This is a genomic window from Klebsiella sp. Q11 (assembly GCF_964241505.1).
GTDB lineage: Bacteria > Pseudomonadota > Gammaproteobacteria > Enterobacterales > Enterobacteriaceae > Klebsiella > Klebsiella michiganensis.
Window position 1 is genome coordinate 19,444 of sequence record NZ_CAXSXW010000005.1, and the last position, 23,545, is coordinate 42,988.

22 protein-coding genes and 1 pseudogene are annotated in these 23,545 nt (G+C 57.0%); 8 read left to right on the plus strand and 15 right to left on the minus strand.

The annotated features are described in order from the left end of the window. Nucleotides 1-57 precede the first annotated feature (57 nt). Genes tssF through ACESQ2_RS09105 form a run of 5 tightly spaced genes read left to right on the plus strand, consistent with a single transcriptional unit; the run spans nucleotide 58 to nucleotide 5,199 of the window. Nucleotides 58-1,818, plus strand: a complete 1,761-nt coding sequence (gene tssF / locus ACESQ2_RS09085) for a type VI secretion system baseplate subunit TssF (RefSeq protein ID WP_143440434.1) — start codon at nucleotides 58-60, stop codon at nucleotides 1,816-1,818. Further along, nucleotides 1,782-2,867, plus strand: coding sequence for a type VI secretion system baseplate subunit TssG (gene tssG / locus ACESQ2_RS09090; protein WP_201208839.1), 1,086 nt, complete (start codon nucleotides 1,782-1,784; stop codon nucleotides 2,865-2,867). Before tssF ends, tssG begins: the two co-directional genes overlap by 37 nt. Next, nucleotides 2,845-3,384: a type VI secretion system lipoprotein TssJ gene (tssJ, locus tag ACESQ2_RS09095; protein WP_373170319.1), complete on the plus strand. Its 540-nt coding sequence runs from the start codon at nucleotides 2,845-2,847 to the stop codon at nucleotides 3,382-3,384. The genes tssG and tssJ overlap by 23 nt, the downstream gene beginning before the upstream one ends. 1 nt (nucleotide 3,385) lies before the next feature. Further along, nucleotides 3,386-3,841 (plus strand): type VI secretion system baseplate subunit TssE, encoded by a 456-nt coding sequence (gene tssE, locus ACESQ2_RS09100; RefSeq protein ID WP_014838282.1) that lies wholly within the window; start codon nucleotides 3,386-3,388, stop codon nucleotides 3,839-3,841. Between the two features lie 23 nt (nucleotides 3,842-3,864). Next, complete coding sequence (locus tag ACESQ2_RS09105) at nucleotides 3,865-5,199, plus strand: VasL domain-containing protein (RefSeq protein ID WP_032720917.1); 1,335 nt, start codon at nucleotides 3,865-3,867, stop codon at nucleotides 5,197-5,199. Nucleotides 5,200-5,361: 162 nt separating this feature from the next. Here the strand turns inward: ACESQ2_RS09105 and ACESQ2_RS09110 are convergent, their stop codons facing one another. Then, a complete protein-coding gene (locus tag ACESQ2_RS09110; RefSeq protein ID WP_046877217.1) occupies nucleotides 5,362-7,041 on the minus strand; it encodes a glycoside hydrolase family 43 protein in 1,680 nt (559 codons plus the stop codon). 54 nt (nucleotides 7,042-7,095) lie between these two features. Continuing rightward, on the minus strand, nucleotides 7,096-8,535 hold the full coding sequence (locus tag ACESQ2_RS09115; RefSeq protein ID WP_162763191.1) for an MFS transporter: 1,440 nt from the start codon (nucleotides 8,533-8,535) through the stop codon (nucleotides 7,096-7,098). 462 nt (nucleotides 8,536-8,997) lie between these two features. Between ACESQ2_RS09115 and ACESQ2_RS09120 the strand changes: the two are divergent. Next, nucleotides 8,998-9,425, plus strand: a pseudogene (locus tag ACESQ2_RS09120) (carbohydrate porin); the annotation flags it as partial. Nucleotides 9,426-9,507: 82 nt separating this feature from the next. Here ACESQ2_RS09120 and ACESQ2_RS09125 read toward each other — a convergent pair. The 11 genes from ACESQ2_RS09125 to ACESQ2_RS09175 form a co-directional block, all read right to left on the minus strand. After that, nucleotides 9,508-10,467, minus strand: a complete 960-nt coding sequence (locus ACESQ2_RS09125; protein ID WP_014229093.1) for a DUF523 and DUF1722 domain-containing protein — start codon at nucleotides 10,465-10,467, stop codon at nucleotides 9,508-9,510. Nucleotides 10,468-10,481: 14 nt separating this feature from the next. Beyond that, nucleotides 10,482-11,015, minus strand: a complete 534-nt coding sequence (locus tag ACESQ2_RS09130) for a DUF3833 domain-containing protein (protein WP_049071928.1) — start codon at nucleotides 11,013-11,015, stop codon at nucleotides 10,482-10,484. Further along, the gene (locus tag ACESQ2_RS09135) at nucleotides 11,012-12,235 is read right to left on the minus strand and encodes a cyclopropane-fatty-acyl-phospholipid synthase family protein (protein ID WP_014838292.1); all 1,224 of its coding nucleotides are present in this window, start codon (nucleotides 12,233-12,235) and stop codon (nucleotides 11,012-11,014) included. Before ACESQ2_RS09135 ends, ACESQ2_RS09130 begins: the two co-directional genes overlap by 4 nt. Continuing rightward, complete coding sequence (locus tag ACESQ2_RS09140; RefSeq protein WP_160740868.1) at nucleotides 12,232-12,954, minus strand: DUF1365 domain-containing protein; 723 nt, start codon at nucleotides 12,952-12,954, stop codon at nucleotides 12,232-12,234. The genes ACESQ2_RS09135 and ACESQ2_RS09140 overlap by 4 nt, the downstream gene beginning before the upstream one ends. A gap of 1 nt (nucleotide 12,955) precedes the next feature. Next, a complete protein-coding gene (locus tag ACESQ2_RS09145) occupies nucleotides 12,956-14,209 on the minus strand; it encodes an NAD(P)/FAD-dependent oxidoreductase (RefSeq protein ID WP_373170320.1) in 1,254 nt (417 codons plus the stop codon). Continuing rightward, nucleotides 14,206-14,925, minus strand: a complete 720-nt coding sequence (locus ACESQ2_RS09150) for an SDR family NAD(P)-dependent oxidoreductase (protein WP_154918952.1) — start codon at nucleotides 14,923-14,925, stop codon at nucleotides 14,206-14,208. Before ACESQ2_RS09150 ends, ACESQ2_RS09145 begins: the two co-directional genes overlap by 4 nt. Continuing rightward, entirely contained in the window at nucleotides 14,922-15,356 is a 435-nt protein-coding gene (locus ACESQ2_RS09155) for a nuclear transport factor 2 family protein (protein WP_049071938.1), read from the minus strand. Before ACESQ2_RS09155 ends, ACESQ2_RS09150 begins: the two co-directional genes overlap by 4 nt. A gap of 242 nt (nucleotides 15,357-15,598) precedes the next feature. After that, entirely contained in the window at nucleotides 15,599-16,324 is a 726-nt protein-coding gene (locus ACESQ2_RS09160) for a MerR family transcriptional regulator (protein WP_373170321.1), read from the minus strand. 101 nt (nucleotides 16,325-16,425) lie between these two features. Beyond that, nucleotides 16,426-16,770, minus strand: coding sequence for a DUF1294 domain-containing protein (locus ACESQ2_RS09165; protein WP_025107991.1), 345 nt, complete (start codon nucleotides 16,768-16,770; stop codon nucleotides 16,426-16,428). A 97-nt stretch (nucleotides 16,771-16,867) separates the two neighbouring features. After that, nucleotides 16,868-18,055 (minus strand): MFS transporter, encoded by a 1,188-nt coding sequence (locus ACESQ2_RS09170; protein WP_171820949.1) that lies wholly within the window; start codon nucleotides 18,053-18,055, stop codon nucleotides 16,868-16,870. A 143-nt stretch (nucleotides 18,056-18,198) separates the two neighbouring features. After that, complete coding sequence (locus tag ACESQ2_RS09175; protein WP_014229103.1) at nucleotides 18,199-19,335, minus strand: alpha/beta hydrolase; 1,137 nt, start codon at nucleotides 19,333-19,335, stop codon at nucleotides 18,199-18,201. Nucleotides 19,336-19,506: 171 nt separating this feature from the next. Here ACESQ2_RS09175 and ACESQ2_RS09180 point away from each other — a divergent pair, with 171 nt between their 5' ends. After that, entirely contained in the window at nucleotides 19,507-20,391 is an 885-nt protein-coding gene (locus ACESQ2_RS09180) for a LysR family transcriptional regulator (protein WP_373170322.1), read from the plus strand. Between the two features lie 113 nt (nucleotides 20,392-20,504). Here the strand turns inward: ACESQ2_RS09180 and ACESQ2_RS09185 are convergent, their stop codons facing one another. Continuing rightward, a complete protein-coding gene (locus ACESQ2_RS09185; RefSeq protein ID WP_046877226.1) occupies nucleotides 20,505-21,389 on the minus strand; it encodes a LysR family transcriptional regulator in 885 nt (294 codons plus the stop codon). Nucleotides 21,390-21,547: 158 nt separating this feature from the next. On the opposite strand from ACESQ2_RS09185, the gene ACESQ2_RS09190 reads away from it, so the two are divergent. Beyond that, nucleotides 21,548-22,528: a nitronate monooxygenase family protein gene (locus ACESQ2_RS09190; protein ID WP_014229106.1), complete on the plus strand. Its 981-nt coding sequence runs from the start codon at nucleotides 21,548-21,550 to the stop codon at nucleotides 22,526-22,528. Nucleotides 22,529-22,572: 44 nt separating this feature from the next. Here the strand turns inward: ACESQ2_RS09190 and ACESQ2_RS09195 are convergent, their stop codons facing one another. After that, complete coding sequence (locus tag ACESQ2_RS09195) at nucleotides 22,573-23,403, minus strand: oxidoreductase (RefSeq protein ID WP_373170323.1); 831 nt, start codon at nucleotides 23,401-23,403, stop codon at nucleotides 22,573-22,575. Nucleotides 23,404-23,545 lie beyond the last annotated feature (142 nt).

Here is a 23,545-nt window from a genome sequence, read left to right on the forward strand (position 1 = left end):
CTTCTCCCCATTTTTTAAACGCACCTCCTGTAGCTCTAAGGCTAAAAGCATATTTCTATGGACGACTTAACCCTGCGTTATTTTGACGCCGAAATGCGTTACCTGCGTGAAGCGGGCGAAGAGTTCGCCCGCGCCCATCCTGACCGGGCGGCGGCCTTAAATCTCGACAAAGCGGGCGCGCGCGACCCCTATGTCGAGCGCCTGTTTGAAGGCTTCGCCTTTCTGATGGGCCGCCTGCGCGAAAAGCTCGACGACGATCTGCCGGAGCTGACCGGCGGACTGGTGAGCATGATTTGGCCACACTACCTGCGTACCATTCCGTCGCTCTCCATTGTTGAGTTCACCGCGGACTGGCGTGAACTGAAAGAACCTGTCCGCGTTGAAAAAGGCTTTGGAATTCTTTCTCAGCCCATTGGTGAAAAGCGCACCCGCTGCCATTACACCACGACGCAGCCGCTGATCCTGCAGCCCCTGTCGCTCGCCCGGGCGGGGATCTCGACGGAACCGGATGGGCGCTCGCTTCTCCGCCTGCGCTTTGAGTGCAGCCCGCTGGCAGACTGGAGCCGCATCGATTTAAGCCGCATCCCGCTGTACCTGAATGGCGACGCGCCACTGGCCTGCGCCTTGCATGAGGCGCTGACGCTCCGGGTGGCGAAAACGGGTATCCGCTTTCCCGGCGATGCTGACCGCAGACCGCTGGACGCCCGTTTTGCCGTCTGCGGTTTCAGTAAGGAGGAGGCGCTGCTGCCGGAGTGCGGCAGTTTCAGCGGTTATCAGCTGCTGCTGGAGTATTTTACCTTCCGTGAAAAGTTTATGTCGGTGACGCTGCGCGGCCTGGAAAATGTGGATTTCCCGGAAGAACTTGCGTGGTTTGAAATCGATATCGTGCTGGAGAGACAGTGGCCGCATGAATATGCGCTGTCGGAGAAACATCTGCGCCTGCACTGCACGCCGGTGATTAATCTGTTTCCGCTGGAGTCCGATCCCCTGCATCTGGACTCGTTACAGACCGAATACCTGCTGCGCCCGATGCGTGTCCAGGACGGTCATACCGAGATTTATTCCGTGGATTCGGTCACCTCCTCGCGCCACTCCGGTCACCAGACGTATGTGCCGTTCACCAGCTTTCGTCATAAGGGAGGAATGCTGCGCCATGATGCGCCGGAATATTATTACCATACGCGGGTAAAGTCCGGTCCTTCAGGGCTGCACGACACCTGGCTGACGCTCGGCGGCGAGGCGTTTGATAACCACACCGTACCGGAGAATGAAAAACTGTCGCTCAGCCTGACCGGCACCAACGGCCAGCTGCCGCGCCGGGCGCTGCAGAGTACGCTGCTGGACACGGTGGTGAAATCCACCACCGCGCGCATTCAGGTGCGTAACCTCTGCGCCCCGACGCTGCCGTGCTACCCGCCGGACCGCGATCGTTTTCACTGGCGGGTGCTGAGCCATCTCGGCAGCAGTTTCCTGTGGATGATGGATAACGCCGACGTGCTGCGCGGCGCGCTGGCCCTCTATGACTGGACCGATAACGAGATGAACCGCCGCCGCCTGGAAGCGATTGTCGATGTCAGGCATAGCGAGGTGGAACGTTTTGCACAGGGCCATTTTCTGCGCGGCGTGCAGATTGAGGTGACCCTCGACAGCAGCGGCTTCGCCGGGCACGGCGATATCTGCCTGTTCGGCGAGATGCTGAACCGCTTCTTCGCGCTGTATACCGATATTCACCTGTTCAACCATCTGATTCTGATACTACAACCTGGGGGAGAACGCCTCGAATGGCAGGAGAACCACAACCGCCGCATTCCCGGCTAAGCCCCCGGCTTGAGCGGGAAATCTATCGCATCAACTTCTACCGCTTCTGCCAGTTACTGGAAAAGCGTCGTCCGGGCGCATCGCCGTTGGGCAGCACCCTGAATCCGGCGGACGATCCGGTACGGTTTCGCCCGCATCCGGGAATGGGCTTCCCGGTCAGCGAGCTGAAAGCGGTGGAATATGATGAAGACCATCCGGATGCGCCGCCGACGGTGCGCACGACGTTTATGGGGCTCTACGGCGTCGACTCGCCGCTGCCCACCGCGTGGCTCGACGAGATCGCCCAGCAGCGGGAAGGGCACGAAGCGCAGGAGGCGTTTCTCGATATCTTTAACCACCGCATTCTGACGCAGTTTTACCGCATCTGGCGAAAATATTCCTACCCGGCGACGTTTGAAGCGGGGGGCAGGGACAGCACCTCGCAGAGCCTGCTGGGCCTTATCGGTCTGGGAATGCCGGGTACCGATAAGCATATCGCCACCCCGATATCGCGTTTTCTGGCGCTGCTCGGCATCATGCGCCTGCCTGCGCGTACCGAAGAGGGGATTCAGGCGCTGGTGCGTCTGCTGGCTCCCCGCACGCGGACCACCGTCACGCCGCACTGCCCGCGCACGTTTTTCATCAACGATCCACTGGGTTTTTACGGCAATGACGATTTTCTGCTCGATGGCTATAACGTGCTGGGCGACGAAACGACAGAGGTCAGCAGCCAGCTATTGATTGCGCTGTACACGGACGATATCGCCGAGGCGCAGGGGTGGTTACCGGAAGGGCAGATATATCAGGACTTTCTGGTCCTGCTGCGGGTCTATCTCGGCTGGCGCTATAAAGCGCGTATACAGCTGACCGTTCCTGCCCGGTTACTACCTGCGCCGGTGCTGGGCGAAACCCCCTTTATGCTCGGCATGACGGGGATACTGGGCGTGGAGGGAGAGGAGATCCCGCCCGATATCCCCGCCACCTTTACTACTGAGCCTGGCGGCTATTGCGGAATGCCGTCTGCAACTTTACAACAAGGAAACCAGCGTGTTGCATACCACTTCGATTAAACGATGGAGTTTACTTCTTATGCCTTTACTGCTGACAGGCTGTGGCCTGACGCAGAAAATTAGCGACAGCACCTCATCGGCGGTGAAATCGGTGTTTTATAAGCAGGTAAACGTCCTGCATCTGGACGTTACCGCCCGGGCGGAACTGAACACCGATGAGCGGGAGAACACCTCGCTCTCCCAGCCGGTGATGGTGTGGGTCTACCAGCTCAGTGACCGCAAGGCGTTCGATAAACGGGTCTATCAGCAGCTGGTCACGGAAAGCGAGGAGGCCGCCGGAGACGAACGGCTTGCCAGCCGTAGCCTGGTGGTAAAACCCGGCACTGACGTCAGCCTGGATATGCCGATGGACGAGAAGGCGCAGTTTATCGCGGTGGTGGGGTTATTCCGGGCGCCGGATATGGTGAAGAATGACTGGAAGCTGGTGCTGAGGCGCGACGATCTCGATCCCGACAAACCGCGCATTATTGAAGCCAGCCATAACCGCCTGACGCTGAAACCCCTGAAGGATGACTGAGATGCCCACACGCCATAATGCCCCCTCGCTGTATGAAATGCTGTACGGCAACTTTACCGGCGGACTCGACCTGCATCAGGTCAGTGAGGAAAACCAGGTTATTCTGTCGGTGCTGGATAATATGCAGCGCGTCCTCAACTGTCGCGCCGGGACGCTGGCGCACCTGCCCGATTACGGCCTGCCGGATATGACTAAAATCCTCCAGGGGATGCCGGGTACGGCTCATGAGCTGATGGGCATCCTGTCGGCCGTATTGCTTAAATATGAACCGCGGCTGAAGAAAATTGACGTGGTTCTGCTCGAGCAGGCTATTCCCGGCGAGCTGCGTTACGCCATTGACGCGGAGCTGAAGGGCGTAGGCCTGGTGCGCTACGGCACCGAATTTATGCCCGAGGGCAGGGTGCTTATCCGCCACCTCAAACAGCAGCAGTACCTGGAAGTCCGCTCCTCTATCTAGTTTTTATTCTGGCTGAAACCATCATGACGACTCCTTCTGAATGTTGCCTGAAAACCGGCGGCGACCCGCGTACGCTTGCGGATTACGCGCGCCTTCGCGATGAAATGAACAAACTAACCCATCCGGCGCGCCCGGATGTCAACTGGCGGCTCGCGGAAAAACTCTGCCTGTCGCTGTTTGAGCACAACGGCGTGGAGCTACAGACTGCCGCCTGGTATACGCTTGTCCGCATGCATCTGGCGGGGCTATACGGCATGAATGAAGGGCTGGCGATACTGGTCGCGCTGGTCTCCCGGCAGTGGGGCAATATGTGGCCGCAGCCGACGACTGCGCGAATCAAAATACTCAGTTCGCTCAGTCAACGGCTGCAGCAGGCGATGCGCACGCTGTCGCTGACCGATATCGACCTGAGCCAGCTTTACCAGGCAGAAGCGCATCTGACGGCGCTGGATGACGTACTGCAGCGTCTGGAGCTCAAACATGCCGGCCAGCTTGATGCCCTGTCTATCCTGCTGCACAACGCGGCGGTACGGCTGGAGAGCAGCGAAAATAAAGAGGAGACCGCGCCGCAAGCGGCCGCGCCTGATCCTGCCCCTTCCAGCCTCCCTGAACCGACCGCGCAGGTGAAATGGGTCTATGTCGCCGAGCCGGCATCGCGGCCGAATGCTGACGTTGTGACGGCATTCCCGGCGCCCGCGAAGCCCTGGAAGCCGTTTGTCGCCGGGATGCTGACTATGCTGGCGCTGGCCGGGGCCGCGGCGGGAGGATGGCGGGCAACGCACCCGTCCGATTCGGGGCAGATGCGGTTTCCCGCCCGGTTCTCTCCATTGCCTACGGTGCTTTCCGCTGAGCAGTTACAGACGCTACGACAACAATCCCCCTCGGCGGAGCCGGGGATAAAACAGACTCAGCAGCAGCTGGCGCAGCTTTTACAGCTAAAACCGGACTGGGCTTTGAGTTATGGCACTCATCTGGCGCAGCAGGCGCTGACGCTATGGCCAGAACAGGCGAAACCGCTGGCGCAACAATGGCAACAGCAGGTCAGCGCCGCCGCGCTTCCCGTGGAGAATCTCAGCGGCTGGCACCAGGGAATGACGCAGCTACAGCAGTTGACGAACCGGCTTAACGCGCTGGATGAACAGAAGGGGCGGTATATCACGGTGAGTGAGCTGAAGTCAGCGGTGTTTGCCATAACGCAGTCGTTGAGCCGTACCGTTCCGGCGGAAGAGCAGCTGCGACAACTCTCCGCACAGCCGCGCAATCAGCCAGGGTCTGCGGCGCAGCAGAACCAGACGGAGCAGCATCTGCAACAACTGATTGCCCGCTATGCTGCGCTGAAACAAAAAACGGCGGAATAAGCCTGCAATAGCCACCCGCACGGGTCATTAGCGTGACGCATGACTTTCGCTATCGGAACGGCCGGTTGCCGGCCTGATGCGACAACCCTGCCACACCCGGCACCGGCGCGCCTGTCGCGCCGGTGCCTCCTTTCAGCGTTTAATCTCCCCAGACAAGGCTATCTAATAACGCCGTAATTCACTGGCTTCCCAGCTATACGCGTCCCTGGCGATTAACGTGTCGCCAAGCTCCTGATAATCGAAATGATAAAACTCAGCGCGGGCGCCATAACCGGAGTAGTCGACAGCCGCAAGGCCAACAAACGCTCCGGTAAAGAATCCGCCATAGCTTTGCAGGACATAATCATCCGAAAGGATCGCAGCATCTAGCTTCACAGGGATTTCAGTGAACTCAACCCCATCAAAGCTATATTCATAGCTATACGTTTCCTTCCTGACTTTCGTCCGGAACCAGACATATTCAACGTGCTCCGGGACCTTGATGGCTTCATCTTTTAAATATGATGTATACCGCCCTCGGTTATTCTCACCTATTTCAATGACCTTACCGTTAATTTCATTCCAGGTAATGAACACAAAACTCCAGTGACGATCGTTATAGTAATTCGTTAATCCGGCCATTTGCTGGTAGTTAAATGGATTAAATTTAACTTTAACTTTCGCATCAAAATAAAAGGCTTGCCAGCGTCGGGCAATCAGCGACAGGTCATGGGTATTCGCTAAAGATCCCTGGCCAATTAACGTTAACTTGCCATCGCCGGTGGTACCCATTTTTTCTGTAAACGGCACCCGCAGGGTGTTCCAGTTACCATCGAGTGTCGCCGTTGTAAATTCGTCGTGCTGGCTACGGTCTTCCGGACTTTCGGTATCAATGGCATCTTTCGGGCCTTCGACAAACGTCTTTCCGCCGTGACCGCCTTCAATACGCGGCCAGCCGCCTTCATCCCAGTACACCTTCTGGATAGCCGTTTCTCTGCCCAGCGTTGACCAGCCGCGAGGATCGTAGACTGACTCACCCGGGCGATTCCACGGACGCGCGCAGAGCGAGGCGTAGTACCATTCGCCGCCGGGGGTGGAAACCAACGCGCCGTGCCCTTGCTTTTGGATGTAGCTGTCTGGCGTATCGACGTTGGTTAAGAAGACCTCACCTGGCTCCGTTTCAAAGCTGTTGGCGTCTAAGGTTTTAGAACGCGCAACCACTTCCTGGTGCGTAAATACGGTGCCCCCCTGGGCGGCAAAAAGATAATAATATCCGTTCAGTTTATAGAGATGCGGCCCTTCAACGAGCCCAACGGCGGTCCCCCGATAAACGGTACGCGCGGTCTCTGGCATTAATTTCAGGGTTTTTGTATCCAGTTCAGTTAACGTGATGCCGTCAAAGGGATGGTGATATTCGCGATGGTCCCAGGTTTGCTGCACGATATATTTCCGGCCATCATCGTCGTGGAAGAGAGAAGCATCAAAACCTACGCCGTTAAGCTTAATGGGATCTGACCACGGGCCGCGGATATCGGTTGCGGTGGTCAGATAGTTTGTCATGTCTTTAAAGGCGCCTTCGGTGACTTTGACGTCGGTATACACTAGCCAGAATTGACCGTCGGCATAAGAGAGCGCCGGCGCCCAAATGCCGCCTGATGAAGGATTGCCTTTCATATCCAGCAGGATGGTGGTTGACAGGGGCGAAGGGAGAAGATTCCAGTGCTCCAGGTCTTTTGACTCATGTAAACGAACGCCAGGGAACCACTCAAACGTAGAGTTGGCGATATAGTAGGTGTCCTCGACACGGATAATACTGGGGTCGGCATTAAACCCACGTAAAATAGGGTTTTGAATGAGTGACATATCATTACACCTTTTTATTTAAATGTTCCAAATGCATTTAATTTATATTTTTAACTACACGCGGACTTCATCAAGCTGACGGTTGATATCGGTTACGTTTTTGTCAGAGATGGGGTAAACCTGCATGATGATCATCGATACGATGGCTAACGCGATAGGGATCCACACCGCGGTCATAATGATCCCGTCGATAGCGCTGGCGCTTTGCCGGGCGCCGGTTTCATTAAAGCCATAAACGGCCAGTAACCACAGGGGAATCGCGCCGCCGATGGTAAAGCCGATTTTGAAAAAGAGGCCCATAATCGCATTAATGATCGCCGCATTTCGCTTGCCGGATTTTAATTCGCCATACGCAATCACTTCAGGAACCAGCGCCCACATAAAGCCGGTCGCGGACGTTAAGCCCCATTGTTTAATGAAGGTGGCGATGTAAGCAAGCCAAAGCGCATCGTGCATGCCCTCGCGTGACCAGACGTAAGTCAGTAGCTCACCGACAATAAACATGGCCAGAAAAATATGGAAGAAGCCTTTTTTACCAAAAATTTTCTTGAGTTTGGGCCAAAAAATAGGGAATGCGATGCCCGGTATGGAGGCGACAAGGCCTACGGCGCCCATCCATTCTGAATGACCGACAACGTACTGATTGAAAAAGCCGTTAACCGTGTTCATGAAAAACATGAACGTGAAGGCCAGCATGAAGAACAGCCCGAGAATAACCAGCGGGCGGTTATGTTTGAGTTCAAGGAACAGATCGGTCGTTTTGACGTTGGCGGTCTGTTCTGCCGTCGCGACAACGCGTTCTTTCGTAAATTTATAGCAGATGAAAAGCGCCACCGCGCCGATGAGCATATACACGGAGTAGACGCCGAACCAGGCGTAGTTGGCTGATGGATCGGTATAGTTTCCCAGATTGAGCTCAATGCCGAAAAAACCGGTGTCCTTAAGGCTGCGATCTTTTGGTGAAGCCATCTGTACAAACATCGGGAACAGGGTATAAACAAGAAGATTGGCGCTATTGGCCAGCATCATTCGGGTACTGGTGAGTTTATCAATCGATTCCGGATCCCGGGTCAGGGACGCATTAAGCGAACCATAAGGAATATTCACTACGGAATAAACTAAATCCAGAGCCAAATAAACGATGAAGGCAAAAGGTACCGAACCTCTGACCCCAGGAATGGGAGCAAAAAGTAAAGCGGAAAGGATCACCAGCGGTACGCCGGCTCTTAACAGCCAGGGGCGGTATTTACCTGCTTTTGACGTTCTTTTGTCAACATACGTGCCGACCATCGGATCCCAAAAGACATTGATGATTCGGACAAAAAGAAATATAAACCCTGCCGTTGCCGTGCTGATGGTATTAACCGTCAGCATGTGAAGAGCCAGAAAGCCGCCTATTGTGCCAAAAACCAGATTTTGAGCGAAGTCACCCATACCATAACCAATACGTTCTCCACGCGTTAATTTATGATATTCATCATGGCGGCTTTGCATTATGTTTTTACTCATTCTGAGCAGACTCCGGTGTGTTGTGTGGATGTGTAACAATTTCTGACATAAATGATCTCGAAGAATCTATTACGTTTTTAAATTAATTTATTATGTTTTTTTACTTCTGTGATCATCGAAGCAAAGCCTCTTCCAGACCCTCCATTTCACTTGTTGATTAACGCGTTACAAGCTATACCCCGGTAGATTTAAAACGCCGCAAAACCGGCATTTTGTTTTATTGTTTTTTTTACTCTGGCCACTTCAGGAAATGTACTCTACAGGGTTATCCGCGCGCTGAGTAAATGGCGATAATATCTGCGGGTGGGCTCACGTTTGGGTGTTTTCTTAATAGCGAAGCGAAATAACGTAATATATTCTGATTGCCCAGAATGGGATTGTTATTATCCGAATAAAGCTAACCTATATTGAGATAATTATGACAATGATAAAAAACTTCCATTACCGATGGCGGTCGTGGCCACGCTGTGCCCAATTTTCGTATTCGCGCGAGAATTTACTCAAGAACAGATCGACGCCGTGCTGATAAAAAAGTGGATGTTATTACCAACCCGCAGACCACCGCGGCCACGCCGGATATGGCGATCCCCTTCGGTCTGAAGGCCCGCTACGGCGCGCAGTTCCAGACCGGCGATCGGCCGTTTAGGCAATGAAGGCAATGGCGGCGAATTCCAGATAACCAAAGCCTTCAACAGCTGTAAAGGAGCTATCTGGGATATCAACGTCATGTTTGCCCACCGGAGCGATGAAGTTAACCTGAAAAAAGCCTACGTCGGCGTCACCAACGTGCTGGAGTCTAACCCCAATGCCAAATCGGAGCCGGCCGTGACTTCCATCAGCGTCCGCAACAGGGGATCAACAACGACTTCCGGATGGGGTGAGGCATGGTTCCAGAAGCCGATGGATCCAACAACGAAGAGGCTGGCGTGCGCCAGCCTCTTCGCGCGTTCAGCTATCTCAATGCACCGTCAGGCGCAGGGCCAGGTCCTGCGGGTAGGGATCAAAGTAGTTCTGCGCCTGCAGATAGCGATCCGGGTATTCGGCCAGATAGTGCTTAAGCAGCGTTAACGGCGCAAGGATAGGCAGCAGCCCGGAGCGATAGTTAAGGATCACCTCCCGCAGCTCGCCGCGCTGGCGGCTATTTAGCTGGTTACGAAAGTAGCCCTGAATATGCATCAGCACGTTGGTGTGGTTTTTACGCGAGGCGGGCTGTTTCAGGATCGTCATCAGTTTTTCGCGGTAGATCGCAAAGAAAGCCTCCAGATCCTGCCATTCGTGGAGCGAGGCAACAAACGGGCCAATCTCGCGGTATCCCGCCTGATGGTGGGCCAGCAGCTGCAGTTTATAGCGGCTATGGAAATCCAGCAGCGCGCGGCGCGTCAGGCCATTTTTGTGCAGACAGTTAAGCTCGTGCAGGGCGAAGACCCGTTCGACAAAATTTTCACGCAGCACCGGATCGTGCAGGCGGCCATCTTCTTCCACCGGCAGCCACGGATATTTCTCCATCAGCGCGGCGGTAAACAACCCTGTGCCTTCTTTTCGCCCGCGATTGCCCTTTTCATCGTACAGCCGCACGCGCTCCATGCCGCAGCTGGGCGATTTGGCGCAGACGATAAATCCCGATAGCTCGCCCAGGGTCGAGAGGTGGGCGCTGGCGAAATCGGCCATCTTCTCCGTCACGTCGTCGTGCGGTGCATGCGTGAAGCGCATGCGGATTTCTCCTTCGGTCGTTTGCACCAGCCGCAGCGCCGGGCGCGGGACGGGGAGGCCGATAGCCATCTCCGGGCAGACGGGTTTAAACGCCACCCACTGCGCCAGCTCGTCCATCACGAAGCCCATGCGCTTATGCCCGCCGTCGAATCGTACGGCAGAACCGGTCAAACATCCGCTGATCCCAATGACAGGTTGTGTGTTCATGGCGTAGTCCTCTTTTATTGTGCGGTTCGGGTGAAGAAAAGGGTCACGGTGGCGACGGTAATGCCGAATTTCTTCATCTCGGTTTTGTTGAACAGATGCGCGTCGTCCTGCAGGAACATCCAGTCGTCGAAGTGCAGGAGCCAGGTGCTACCGCTGGCCGTCACGTTCATGCTGTAGCGCCAGTGAAAAGCGTTGCCCGCCGCCTGGCCGGTCGCCACGCCGGCAATGTCGCCCGCGGTGCCTTCATAACGGTGGTCGCCGGTGCGGCGAATGCGCCATACCCGCTGCTGCTTTTCGCCATCATCGTAAATAAAGCGTTCGTGGAGCGTCAGCGTGTCGCCAACAACGTCGCCGTCAATGGCGACATGGAAGCGGCGCAGCTGTTTGCCGTTGCGATCCTGAACCATCCCCCAGGCTTCCGTTTTGCCCTGAAAGTAGTGGAAAATGTCCAGCGCCGGCTGCTGCTGGCGGTAGTCGGTCACTTCGGTGCTGCAGCCCGCCAGCGCCAGCATCAGCAGCGCGAGGCCAAGGGTCATAATGCGTTTCATGATGTTCGCTCCGCGGTAAGCTGCACAACGCTGATGGTGCGGGCGTTAAACCCGGCTTCGCAGTAGCCGAAGTAGTAGAGCCACATGCGGCGGAAGCGATCGTCAAAGCCGAGCTTCTCAATATCCTGCCAGGCGTGGATAAATCGCTGCCGCCAGTGGGCCAGGGTGCGGGCATAGTCCGGCCCCATATCGAACAGATCGCGCACCACAAAATCGGTGTGCCGCGTCATCAGCTCGTTCATCGCCGTGATGCTGGGCAAAAATCCGCCGGGGAAGATGTAGCGCTGAATAAAATCCACGTTTTTGCTGTAGCCGCGATAGCGCTGATCCTGGATGGTAATTGCCTGGATCGCCATTCTGCCGCCCGGGCGCAGTCGCGCCTGGCAGGTGCGAAAAAAAGCCGGCAGATAGCGTTGCCCCACGGCTTCAATCATCTCCACCGACAGCAGCTTGTCGTACTGGCCGGTCAGATCGCGGTAATCGCAGAGCAGTACCTCGACGCGATCCTGCAGCCCGGCGCGGGCAATTCGCGCGTTGGCCCACTGGAACTGTTCCTGCGACAGGGTGGTGGTGGTGACCCGGCAGCCGTAGTGGCGGGCGGCGTATTCGGCCATCGCCCCCCAGCCGGTGCCAATCTCCAGGAGATGATCGCCGGGCGTAAGCGCCAGACGCTCGCAAAGGCGCGCCATTTTGGCCCGCTGGGCCTGGGTGAGATCCTGGCCGTCGTCGGTAAACAGCGCGCTGGAGTAAAGCAGCTCGTCGTCAAGGAAGTGGGCGTAAAAGTCGTTGCCCAGATCGTAATGGGCGGCGATATTCGCCTTCGCCTGCGCGCGCGAGTTGCGGCGCGTCCAGTGGCGCAGCCGCTCTACGGGCTTGCCCAGCAGCCGGAAGCCGCGCTCCAGCCGCCCCAGTACCTGGCCGTTACGCGCCAGGATCTGCAGCAGCGGCGTCAACTGCTGGCTCTCCCATTCGCCGTCCATCCAGGCCTCCGCGGCGGCGAGGCTGCCGCCGGTCAGTAAACGCCGGTAGACGCCCGAGGAGAGCACGTGCACCTCGGCGCGCAGCGCGGCGGCGGGGTCGCCAAAGTGAAAGGTCTGCGCCCCTTCGCGTACGGTGAGCGCCCCTTCGCGAATGCCGCTCAACAGACGAAAGAGCAACCAGCGCGCGATACGCACGTTGCGCGGGATATCGGGTTCAAGCGCAAAGACTGGATCGGTCATGAACGTTCACTCCTGCTGACAGGGTGGTTGTACAGCGGCACGCGCTTGAGCCATAGCCGCAGCGCCTGCCAGTAGATCGCGAGGACGGTTTTCAGCGTCATCAGCGGAATGCGCAGCAGCAGCCCGCGCAGGCTGGCCCGCGTTAAAGGCGCGCGGCTCAGGGCCAGCGTGGCGTCGAAGACTTTCGCGGCCTGATGGTTCTCGATATGCATGTGCAGCGTTTTACCGGGACTGTTAAAGCGCCAGAGGTAGACCATATCCATCGGGTTAAACGGCGAGACGTGAAAGGCTTTCGCCAGCGGGCGCGCCCGTTGACCGTCTACCGCGTAGTAATGGCGCTCATTCCACGGCGTGTTGCGCACTTCGGCCAGCACCCAGCGCAGGGTACCGGCGCCGTCGTAGCAGTAGTAAAAGTTGACCGGGTTAAAATGAAAGCCCAGGTAGCGCAGTTGGGTCAGCAGCATGACGCGGCCATCCGGGCGCGTGCCGGTCAGGTTTTCCAGCCGGTTCAGAACCTGCGCTTTCAGCGGCGTGCCCAGCGGATAATCCGCATCGTAAAAAGAGGCGGCAGCAAAGCGATTGCGGCGGATACCCGCTTCGCCGAGCCGATCCAGCTCATCCAGATCGAGCCAGGCCATAAAGATGCGATAGCGAAAGTGGTGCGCTTTCGGCTGAAGACGGCGGTGGCGTAATACGCCCTGATAGAGGCAGCTGTTCATGTCAGAGGTTCTCCGCCGCGATGATGCCGTTGACCACATCGAGGGCGCTGCGCACGCCATCTTCATGAAAACCGTTGTACCAGTACGCGCCGCAGAACCAGCTTCGCTGGCGGCCGTTAATCTCCTCGCGCCGCATCTGGGCGGACCAGCTTTGGGGATTAAATAGCGGGTGTTCATAGACCATACGCTTCCAGACGAAGCGCGGGTCCACCGGCGTTGGCGGATTGAGGGTGACGCAGAACAGCGGGGCGTCGGCAGGCAGGCCCTGGAGAATATTCATGTTATAGGTGACGCAGGCGCTGGCCTGATCTTGTTCGCTCAGGCGATAGTTCCAGCTGGCCCAGGCGCGCTTGCGCACCGGCAGCCAGCGGGGATCGCTGTGCAGGACCACCTCGTTTCGCTGCCAGCCGATATCCCCCAGTATTTCGCGTTCGGCGAGCGTCGGGTCCGCCAGCATGGCCAGCGCTTCGGCAGAGTGGCAGGCGAAGATCGCCTGATCGAAGTGCTGCTCCTCCGCTGCCAGCTGGAGCGTGACGCCATCCTGATGACGGATCACGTTCTGCACCGGCGCATTGAGGCGCAGGCGATCGCCGGACCGGGCAAGCAGGGCGCGCACGTATTCGCGCGAGCCGCCGGGCACCACGTACCACTGCGGGCGCTGGCGGATATCCAGCAGGCCGTGATTATCAAAGAAGCGCAAGAACAGCGCCAGCGGGAAGCGGCGCATCTCCTGCAGCGACGAAGACCAGATAGCGGCCCCCATCGGCAGGATATAGTGGCGTGCGAAAAAGGGGCTAAAACGGTGCCGCTCAAGGAAGGTCTGCAGCGTGGCGCCCGGGTCGAACGCTCCCGCCAGAGCCTGCTTCGCCAGGCGATTAAAGCGGACGATCTCCGTCAGCAACCTCCAGAAGGCCGGCTTTAACAGATTGCGCCGCTGGGCGAAAAGCGAGCTCAGGCTGTGGCCGTTATACTCCATCCCGCTCTGCGGATTGTGGACCGAAAAGCTCATCTGCGTTTTTTGACCGCTCAGCCCAAGCTCGTTAAGCAGGCCCATAAAGCGCGGATAGGTGCGATCGTTATACACGATGAATCCGGTATCGATGGCCCAGGTACCCTGCGGCGTGGCGATATCCACCGTGGCGGTATGTCCCCCCGGCGTGGACGCCGCTTCGAACAGGGTCACTTCGTGTTGCCCGGCAAGGCGCCAGGCGCAGGTCAGCCCGGCAATGCCGCTGCCAATAATCGCGATTTTCATGAGCGCACCATCCTGCGCAATAGCCTGCGCTGAAGTCCTTCAGGAAGCCCGGCCAGCAGGCGCAGAAGCAGGCAAAAGCCCGTCGGGAAGGCGATACGATCGTGCCCTTTCGCCAGACCGCGGCGAATCGCTTTAACCGCCTGCTCCACGCTCACCTGGCCGGGCATAGAAAAATCGTTTTTACGCGTCAGCGGAGTGTCAACAAACCCCGGCGAAACGACCGTGACGGCGATCCCTCTTGGCTCCCAGTCCAGGCGCAGACTGTTGGCAAACCAGGTCAGCGCCGCTTTCGAGGCGCCATAGGCTTCGGCCCGAGGAAAGGGTAGCCAGTGCGCCATCGAGCTCACCAGCACCACGCGATTCCCGGCTGACAGCTGCGACTGAATCGCCGCCAGGCAGTTCACCGGCCCGAGAAAATTAGTGGTGATGACCCTTTCAACCAGCCCGGCATCCACCGTTCCGTGTTCGAGATATTCGCAGGTCCCGGCGCAGAGAATGATCAGATCGGCGCGGCAGTCAGCGAGCGTCTGGCGACAGGCATCCCTGTCCGTCATATCGAAAGAGCGGACGCTGATGTGGGGGCTGTGCTGCTGTAGCGCGGACAGACGCGACGGATCGCGGCCGCAGGCGATAACCCGGTGGCCGTCCGCAGCGAAGGACCTGGCGAGCCCGGCGCCAATGCCGGAGCTGGCGCCGGTGATGAGCACCGTCATCATGACCGCACCCTCCGTTTAGCGCCGCGCACCGCCCAGCCCAGCAGGGGAAGGTGTTCGTACAGCATCTCCCCGGCGTCGTAGTAGTCACGCTGGTGAATAATTCGTTCGTCTTCAACGGTGACCACCGAGCAGCCCGCAAGCTGTAGCGCCTTACCCCCGGCAAGTCTCGGATGCGACCAGTGCATGGTCCAGGCGACGGCAAAACGTTGACCTTCGCAGAGCGGGGCATCGAGGGTGAAACGGCAATGATCGACGTTGGCCAGCAGGTGCGAAAGATAACCCTGGATCGCGGACAGCCCCTGGTGTTGGCCAAAAGGATCGATCAGCACCGCATTCGTGTGGTACAGCGCGGCCAGCGCCGAAGGCGGCTGGGTATCCAGCGTGGCGTAGTACGCGCTAAAACGACTGATGGCGGACGACAAGGGACTCATAGGTCACTTCCTGAGTAAACAATATGGCATAGTTAAAACTTACACAATTAATATTATTTGTCCAAGTTTTGACTAAAATATTTTTTATTTTCATTAATTATCAGTTGGTTAATAACATGTCTTTGAAGCATGATTTTGTGGGTGTTGGAGAGAAAAGAAGAGTCAGCGGGCTTGTGCGAAAAAAGAAGAGGGGCAATTCTGAGGGACCTGCTCGTTGCGCCACGGAGCGGTGGCGCACGCAATTACAGCGCAACAATCTCCAGAGAGACAACCTGCTGCCAGCGTTCAACCTGTTTCTGGCGGGCTGCAGAGAGTTTACCGGTCGTCACCAGCAGCCATTTGCGATCCGGCAGGATCTCCGGCACCAGGGTCGCGGGGGGAGAGGGAAGGATGTCGATGCGGTGGCCCTGACCGGTGCGTTTGAGCGCTTCGAGCCAGATTTCGCAGGCGTCCGTCAGGTGCCAGCCGGTGATCAGATAGTTATCGCCGGGCGCCTTTTTGTCCCCTTCGAGGCAAAAAGAAGTGTAGGCGATAATGATGCCGTCAAGGATTTCGCGCAGCGTCATGATGGCCGGTACGTTGGCGGAAACCTGGCTACGCAGCGGGCGCAGCACTTCGGTGACCAGCTCGGGGCGGGGAGATTCACGACCGGCGTCGTAAATCAGCTGGCGCAGGGATTCGATTTTCCCCTCTTTAAGCCGCTGGAGCATGTTCTCCTGCAAGGTGATCCAGTTATTCGTCCGCCGTGCGCCAGGGCGTGCCAGCAGGGGCTTTACCTGGCTGACAGGTACCCCTTTTTTTACCCAGTCGAGGATTTTAAGCGCCTGCTGGATATCGTCATCGTTATACAGGCGATGGCCGCCATCGGTACGCTGTGGTTTAAGCAGGCCGTAGCGACGCTGCCAGGCGCGGAGCGTCGTCGCGTTTATGCCGCAAAGCTGCGCAAATTCTCCGATGGAGTAGGTCATAAGGTACACCTGATAATCAACAATACTCTCAATAATATACTACGAATAGCGGCGGGTTGAGTGCATTCCACGCGTTTGCAAACCGTTAGCCTCGCCGGAAATTAGTGAAAAGAAAAAGGAGAGAACAAATAAATCGCCACCATCCCTGAGAGGCTGACGATCGTGCTGATGATGAATCGGGTTCTGAACGGCTGCTTTTGCGTTTTGTGGCGGAACAGCTGTTGGCCGGCTATCGCGCCAGCCCAGCCGCCCAGCACCCCGAACGCCAGCAATGTGGCTTCCGGTACTCTGCGCCAGGCCCTGCGCGCCGCCATTTTATCCACGCCGTAGATCGCCAGGGTCAGCGCGTTGACCAGCAGGAGCCAGGTAGCAAAGGGCCAGGCGGTAAAAATGCTGCCGACCGCTGCGAAGATCAGGAGCAAATAACAACATCGATTGAGATTTATCATATGAGCCGCGGTTATTTTTAGCGTGTATCGAAGCCGCATTATACGCATTACCCGCGGCGAGAAAAATCCGCTACCCGCTTCGGATGGCGTGAGCTTATTGCGTCATTTGCCGGCTGGTGTACAACGTCATCCCGACCGCGGCAAGAAGCAGTATGCCGCTTAAGCCAAACGCGCTTTGCCACCCCAGGCGGTCAAATACCAAACCGCCCGTCGTCGAACCCAGCGCGATCGACAGCTGAATAACGGCAACCATCAGACCGCCTCCCGCTTCGGCGTCGTCGGGCAGCGTCCGCGCGATCCATGTCCACCAGCCGGTTGGCGCCGCGGTCGCCAGCATCCCCCACAGGCTTAACAGCACGGCAACGGTCCAGGCGTGGTGTCCTACCAGAAGCAACGTGCCGGCGATGAGGGCCATCAATAAAGGGATGGTCATTAAGGTCTGATAAAACCGGGCGTTGAGGAGTGTTGAAACGCCCAGGGTGCCGATAAAACCTGCGACGCCGATAGCGAGCAAAATCAGGGACAGGCCAGAGGCGCTGACGCCGGTCACCGCTTCCAGAAACGGCCGCACGTAGGTAAATAAGGCAAACTGCCCCATAAAGAAGAGTCCGCAGGCCAGCAGACCGATCGCGACAATGGAATGTCTGAGCAGGCGAAGCACGGAGCCGCGCGGCCGGCTCGCTTTATCGCTTTCCATCGCAGGCAGGCTGAAGCATTGCCAGATGAACGCGACTATCGCCAGCGGTACGAGGCAAAAAAAGGCGCCGCGCCAGCCGACGGTGGCCCCCAGATAGCTGCCAAGCGGCGCGGCCACGACGGTCGCCAGCGCGTTGCCGCCGTTGAAAATCGCCAGCGCGCGGGGAACCTGGTGCGCGGGGACCAGCCTGATGGCGGTGGCCGCCGACATCGACCAGAATCCCCCGATAACGATGCCAATCAGGGCTCTTCCCGCCATATAGATCGCATAGCTGTGGGCCAGCGCGACAATCATTCCCGAGACCGCCATCAGAACCGTCAGCCCCAGCAGAAGGTGTTTACGATTCAGACTTCCTGCAAGGTTAGAGATAGTCAGGCTGGTCAGCACCGCCAGGGCGCCGGAAATCGCAATGCCCTGGCCTGCCAGCCCCTCGGTGATGTTTAACTCTCCGGCGATCGGCGTCAGCAGGCTGACCGGCAGAAATTCGGAAGCGATGAGGACAAAAACGCACAGCGTCATGGCAAAGACGCCGCCCCAATGGGCGTGCGGTTGAGGGGGTGGTGTACGACGACTCAGTATGGACATGATAGGGGTATCTCTTTATTTTTCCGGCCAGATTCGGGTGCTGCCGGAGCGGACGCTATTCATTGAATAACGACTAAAGCGTGGGTAAACGTCATGCGCGGGCGAGGGCAAGCCGCCCGCGACGATCGGGCGGCTTCCGGCCGTTATCTCAGGTTGGTTTTGAAAAACTGTTCAAATCGGGCAAACGGGATTTTACCGGCCGCATTGTCATAGAGATCGACATGGTTCGCGCCGGGGACAATCACCAGCTCTTTCTCTTTGCTGCCGATGGCCTTAAAGGCATCTTCGGCAAAATAGCGTGAGTGGGCTTTTTCTCCGGTCACGATCAGCGTCGGGATAGTGACTTCACTGGCATAGCTCAGCAGCGGCATATTCATAAACGACAGCGGCATGGTTGCATTCCACGCGCCGGTTGAGTTCACGGAGCGGGCGTGGAAACCGCGCGGCATCCGGTAATAGTCAAAGAACTCTTTCAAAACCGGGTTCGGGTTGGCCGGTAAGGTTTCCGGCAGAATACGATCGCCTGCGCTGACGTGACCTTTCTGATCGACATAAATATCATGCCCGCCCGGCGCGAAGGTGCCGCTTTCCGCATCCTTCCAGCGCTGCGCGTTCAGATACTGCAAGACGGCGCGGCGATCGGCGGTGGTATAGCGGTCTTTACCGTCGCCAACGCCGTGGCCCATCGCGCGGCTCATGTCGTACATGACGCTGGTGGCCACCGCTTTCACCCGGGTATCCATCGCGGCGTCGTTCAGCGCCATGCCGCCCCAGCCGCAGATGCCGAGCAGGCCAATTCGGTTGCGGTCCACCTCGTTTTGCAATCCTAAGAAATCCACCGCCGCGCTGAAATCCTCGGTGTTGATATCCGGAGAGGCGACGTTACGCGGATGGCCGCCGCTTTCCCCCGTATAAGAAGGATCGAAGGCGAGGGTGACAAAGCCCTGTTCCGCCAGGGTCTGCGCATACAGACCGCTGGACTGCTCTTTTACCGCGCCGAAGGGGCCGCTGACTGCAATCGCCGCCAGCTTGCGCTCGCCGCGATCTTTCGGAATGTAGAGATCGCCGACCAGGGTGATCCCATAGCGGTTCTGGAAGGTCACCTTACGGTGAGTGACTTTCGCGCTTTCCGCGAAGGTTTTGTCCCATTTTTCGACCAGTGAAACGGGCGCGTTTGGATTGGTTGTCCCGGCATAGCTCATGGTGGTGACTCCACTTAGTGACGCGCATAGCAGCATGGCAGGCATGGCGGCCGTCAATTTTCTGGTAAACGCTTTCATTAATCATTCCCCTAAAACAGGTTCCAGATACAGGTTTCATACGGACAACGCTGCTGTGCTTTGTTGCAATGCGCTGATTATAGTTAGCAGTCAGAGTGCTGATTAGCGGGTGAAAAATGCTAAGATTCATATCATATTGTTATAAATTACGGCGCAGGCGCGGGAGGAATCTTGGCAAAACGGGAAAACTATAACGATCTGTACCTGTTTATGCTGGTGGTACGGGAGGGCACTTTTACCGCCGCGGCGCAGCGGCTTGGGCTGGCGCAATCCGGCGTCAGCCGTGCGGTACGTGAACTTGAAGAAAGGCTGGGGGTACAGCTTCTGGTGCGTACCACCCGTAAACTCTCGCTCACCCAGGCCGGCGAGCAGCTCTATCGAACCGTTGAATCCGGCTTTGATGCGTTAGATTCGGGGCTTTCCACTCTGGCGTATTATCGCAACACCCCCTCCGGTACCGTCCGCATCAATGCCAGCCAGCACGCCATTGATAAAGTGCTTCTGCCAAAGCTTTCGGTGTTCAAACAACGCTATCCCGATATCCGGCTGGAACTCATCAGTGAAAGCCGGTTTGTCGATATTATCGCGGAGCGATTTGATGCCGGGGTGCGTCTGGGGCCGGAAGTCGGCGGCGGTATGGTCGCGGTGCGCATTTCACCCGATATGGAGATGGTCGTTGTTGGCACGCCCGAGCATTTTCGCCGCTACGGTTTTCCGCAAACGCCGGCGGACCTGGTGGTTCATCCCTGTATCGCGTACCAGTTTGGCGACGGGACTATTTATGCCTGGGAACTCAATCAGGACGGTAAAAAAATCACCCACCGGCCGCAGGGACAGTGGGCCTTTGCCGACAGCTACATGGAAGCGAAGGCCGCCCGGCTGGGGTTGGGGCTGGCCTATGTCCCGCAGGAACTGGTTGCCGATGACTTAGAGCGAGGTGCGCTTATCAGAGTCCTGCAGCGTTACAGCCAGCGGCTGGAAGGCTCTTTTCTCTATTATCCCCATCGTAATGTGTCGCCCGCGCTGCGGGCGGTGATAGACACGCTGAGAATCTGAGCAAGCAGGACCCAGAGTGGGGCGCGGATCGTTGACCGGGTTTAAGGCAGTAATCGCAAGCATTTATCAATCATTGTGGTTTTGCGCGGGGATGAGTGCCTTAATCCCGTTTTTCACAATAAGCTTTCTAACCACTCGGTAAACACCCGCACTTTGCGTGAGAGATGACGGTGCGGATACAGAAGTGACAATTTGCGATCGGGGGTAGGGTTGTCAGGTAAGACTTCCACTAACAGGCCGCGATCGAGATAAGGCTGTAAAAAAACGTTCATTCCCTGGACTAATCCCAGCCCTGCCAGGCCTGCCGATAAATAGGTTTCAGAGTTATCGATGACCAGCTTGCCGGGAAGCGTCATTTCAACTGTTCCTTCTGGCGTAGAAAACGTCCACGGCATAATTTGTCGGCTGCTGCTGTTAATCCAGTTGATGGCCTGATGCTGCGGTAGATCCTCCAGCGTTTGCGGCACACCGTGGCTGGCAATATAGGCCGGGCTGGCGCAGGTCGTCATTTTAATATTGCCTAACTTACGGGCGATATAGTCCCCGTCGTCCAGTTCCCCCACCCGCAGCAAGCAATCAAGACCATCGCGCAGCATATCCCGGCGGAGGTCTGAGCTACTGAGGATGATTTCGACGCCAGGGTGCTGGCGATAAAAATCAGGCAAATGGGGGACGACCAATAACGTCGCAAAAGCGACGGGCATATCCACGTGAAGCTGGCCGTGCAATACGCTATCGCTCCCAAACGACTCCAGCAGCGCATCTGCCTGGGCCAGTAAAGGTTTACTCTGCCGATAAAACGCTTCGCCGTCAGGCGTCAGGTTGATGCGCCGCGTTGTTCGCTGCATCAAACGCGTGCCGCAGTGCTGCTCAAGCAGCTGCAATGCCTTAGTGACGGCAGGACGATGAATCTGCAGGTTCTCCGCTGCCTGAGTAAAGCTACCGGACTCGACAATTTCAATAAAAATGCGAATCGATTCAAAGAGGTTTATTTGCATAGCGGGCTTCTTTTGCCGGGATCGGGATATCACATTGTTACTGATTTTATAATAGTGATGCACTTTTTTGGCTATTTTTCTAAATAATATAACGTCCTACACTCCTTCCATCATGAAACTGAACCGCTCCATAGCGCTATTGTGAAGGATATTACCCCATGAAAAATAACCGAATCTGCCAGATCCTGAATATAGAAAAACCTGTTATTCAGGGGCCGTTATCGTGGTTGACCGATGCCCGTTTAGTCGCCGCTGTCAGCAATGCCGGCGGGCTTGGTGTGCTGGGGCCGAATGCCGGTTTAACCGCTGAGACCGCGGTGTCCACGCCGGAAGAAACCGCCGAAAAAATGCGTGAAGAGATCCGCAAAACCAAACGGCTGACCGAAAAACCTTTCGGCGTGAACCTGATCCCCGCGGCTGAAAACGATATCTGGACCCCGCCTATTTTGCAGGTGATAAAAGAAGAGGGCGTCAGGGCCGTGGTGTATACCGGCTACGGTGAAGGGGCGCTCATACCGGCGCTGTTCAACGAATTAAAAGAGGCGGGCATTGCTATCATCTATCGCGATATTAACCCGACGCCTGAAAATACCCGCCTTGCTGAAGAAGCGGGTGCCGATATCATCGTCGCGACCGGCTTTGATGAGGGAGGAACATTGCCGGGGACCGCGCTGGGAACCTTTTCTATCGTGCCGCTGATCGCCGATGCGGTGAAGCGTGTTCCGGTGATGGCCGCGGGCGGTATTACCGACAAGCGCACCGCCAGAGCGGCGCACGCGCTCGGCGCTGAAGGGATATTTGCCGGTTCGGTTTTTATCGCGACGGAAGAAAGCAGAGTGCCGCGGTCGGTCAAAAATAAAATTATTGCCGCCAGTGGCCTGGATTTGCTGCTTTTCCGCACGCTGCCCCATTACTATCGCTCTCTGCCGGGCAGACTGGCCGAAAAACTGGTGGCGATGGATAAAGCCGGCGCCAGCAACGAGGCGCTCGGTGAAGCAATGGGGGGATTACGCGGCCTGCGCGTCGGCATGCTGGAAGGCAATGCCGATGAGGGCTATATCGCGCTCGGCACGGGTATCGGCAGCATCCGCAGCGTCAAAAGCGTAGCGGAAGTGGTCGACGCGTTAACCGTGAGTTAGCGCTCCCCAAGAGACGCAGGCCGTTCAGCTAAATCATCCGCTTGTTAGCGTGTCTGACTGAGAATAATACGGTCGAATATACGGTCGCCCAGCCAGACGCGCAGACAGATAAGCATTTTTGCAAACTTACCCGCGGCATAGCGCGTACGTGGGTTCTTACTGTTAATGGCGCTTGAAACGACATCCGCGATAACCTTCGGATCGCTGCCTGTCCCGTGCCCGTAAGTTTTTTTGATCGACGCGGCCACCATTTTCACCAGTTGGCCATAGGGGCCACTGTGTGAACGTTTGACGATGCTTTCGCTGGCAGCATCACCGAAGCCTGTCTCTATCACCCCCGGCTCGACGATCGTGACCTTAATCCCAAATCCGGCGACCTCCAGGCGCAGGCAGTCTGACCATCCTTCGAGCGCGTGTTTTGTGGCGTGGTACCAGGCACCAAGGATGCTGTACATCTTCCCTCCCATCGAGGAGATGTTGACAATATGCCCGCTACGTCTGGCCCGCATTGCAGGGAGCAGTAGCTGCGTCAGCCGTGCGGCACCAAAGAGGTTAACCTCAAATTGATAGCGTGCTTCATCAATACCGATCTCTTCTACGGGTCCATACAGGCCAAAACCTGCATTATTGATCAGGACATCCACTCCCCCGGTTTGCGACAGAATGGCGTTTACACAGGAGACAATCTCCTCATCCCTGGCTATATCCATCCGTAACGGCTGTGCGCCAAGTTCGGCCAGAGCGGCCATTTTATGGATGCTACGGGCGGCAACATATACCTGGTAACCATCCTGAATCAGGCGACGGGCAATAGCTTTACCCATCCCTGACGATGCGCCGGTGACCAGCGCGGTTTTCTTTTCCGGAGCGAACATAAGGACCTCGTTTCATGGACTGGCTACAGTTTGCCTGCAGACAGGCTCTTTTCATCTGGCCTTATGCGCCAGTACGCTTGCTAACGGCGCCATTCGCTTCAGATCAGAAAGGAAGCCGCCTTTTGTGGAAACGACAGGAGGT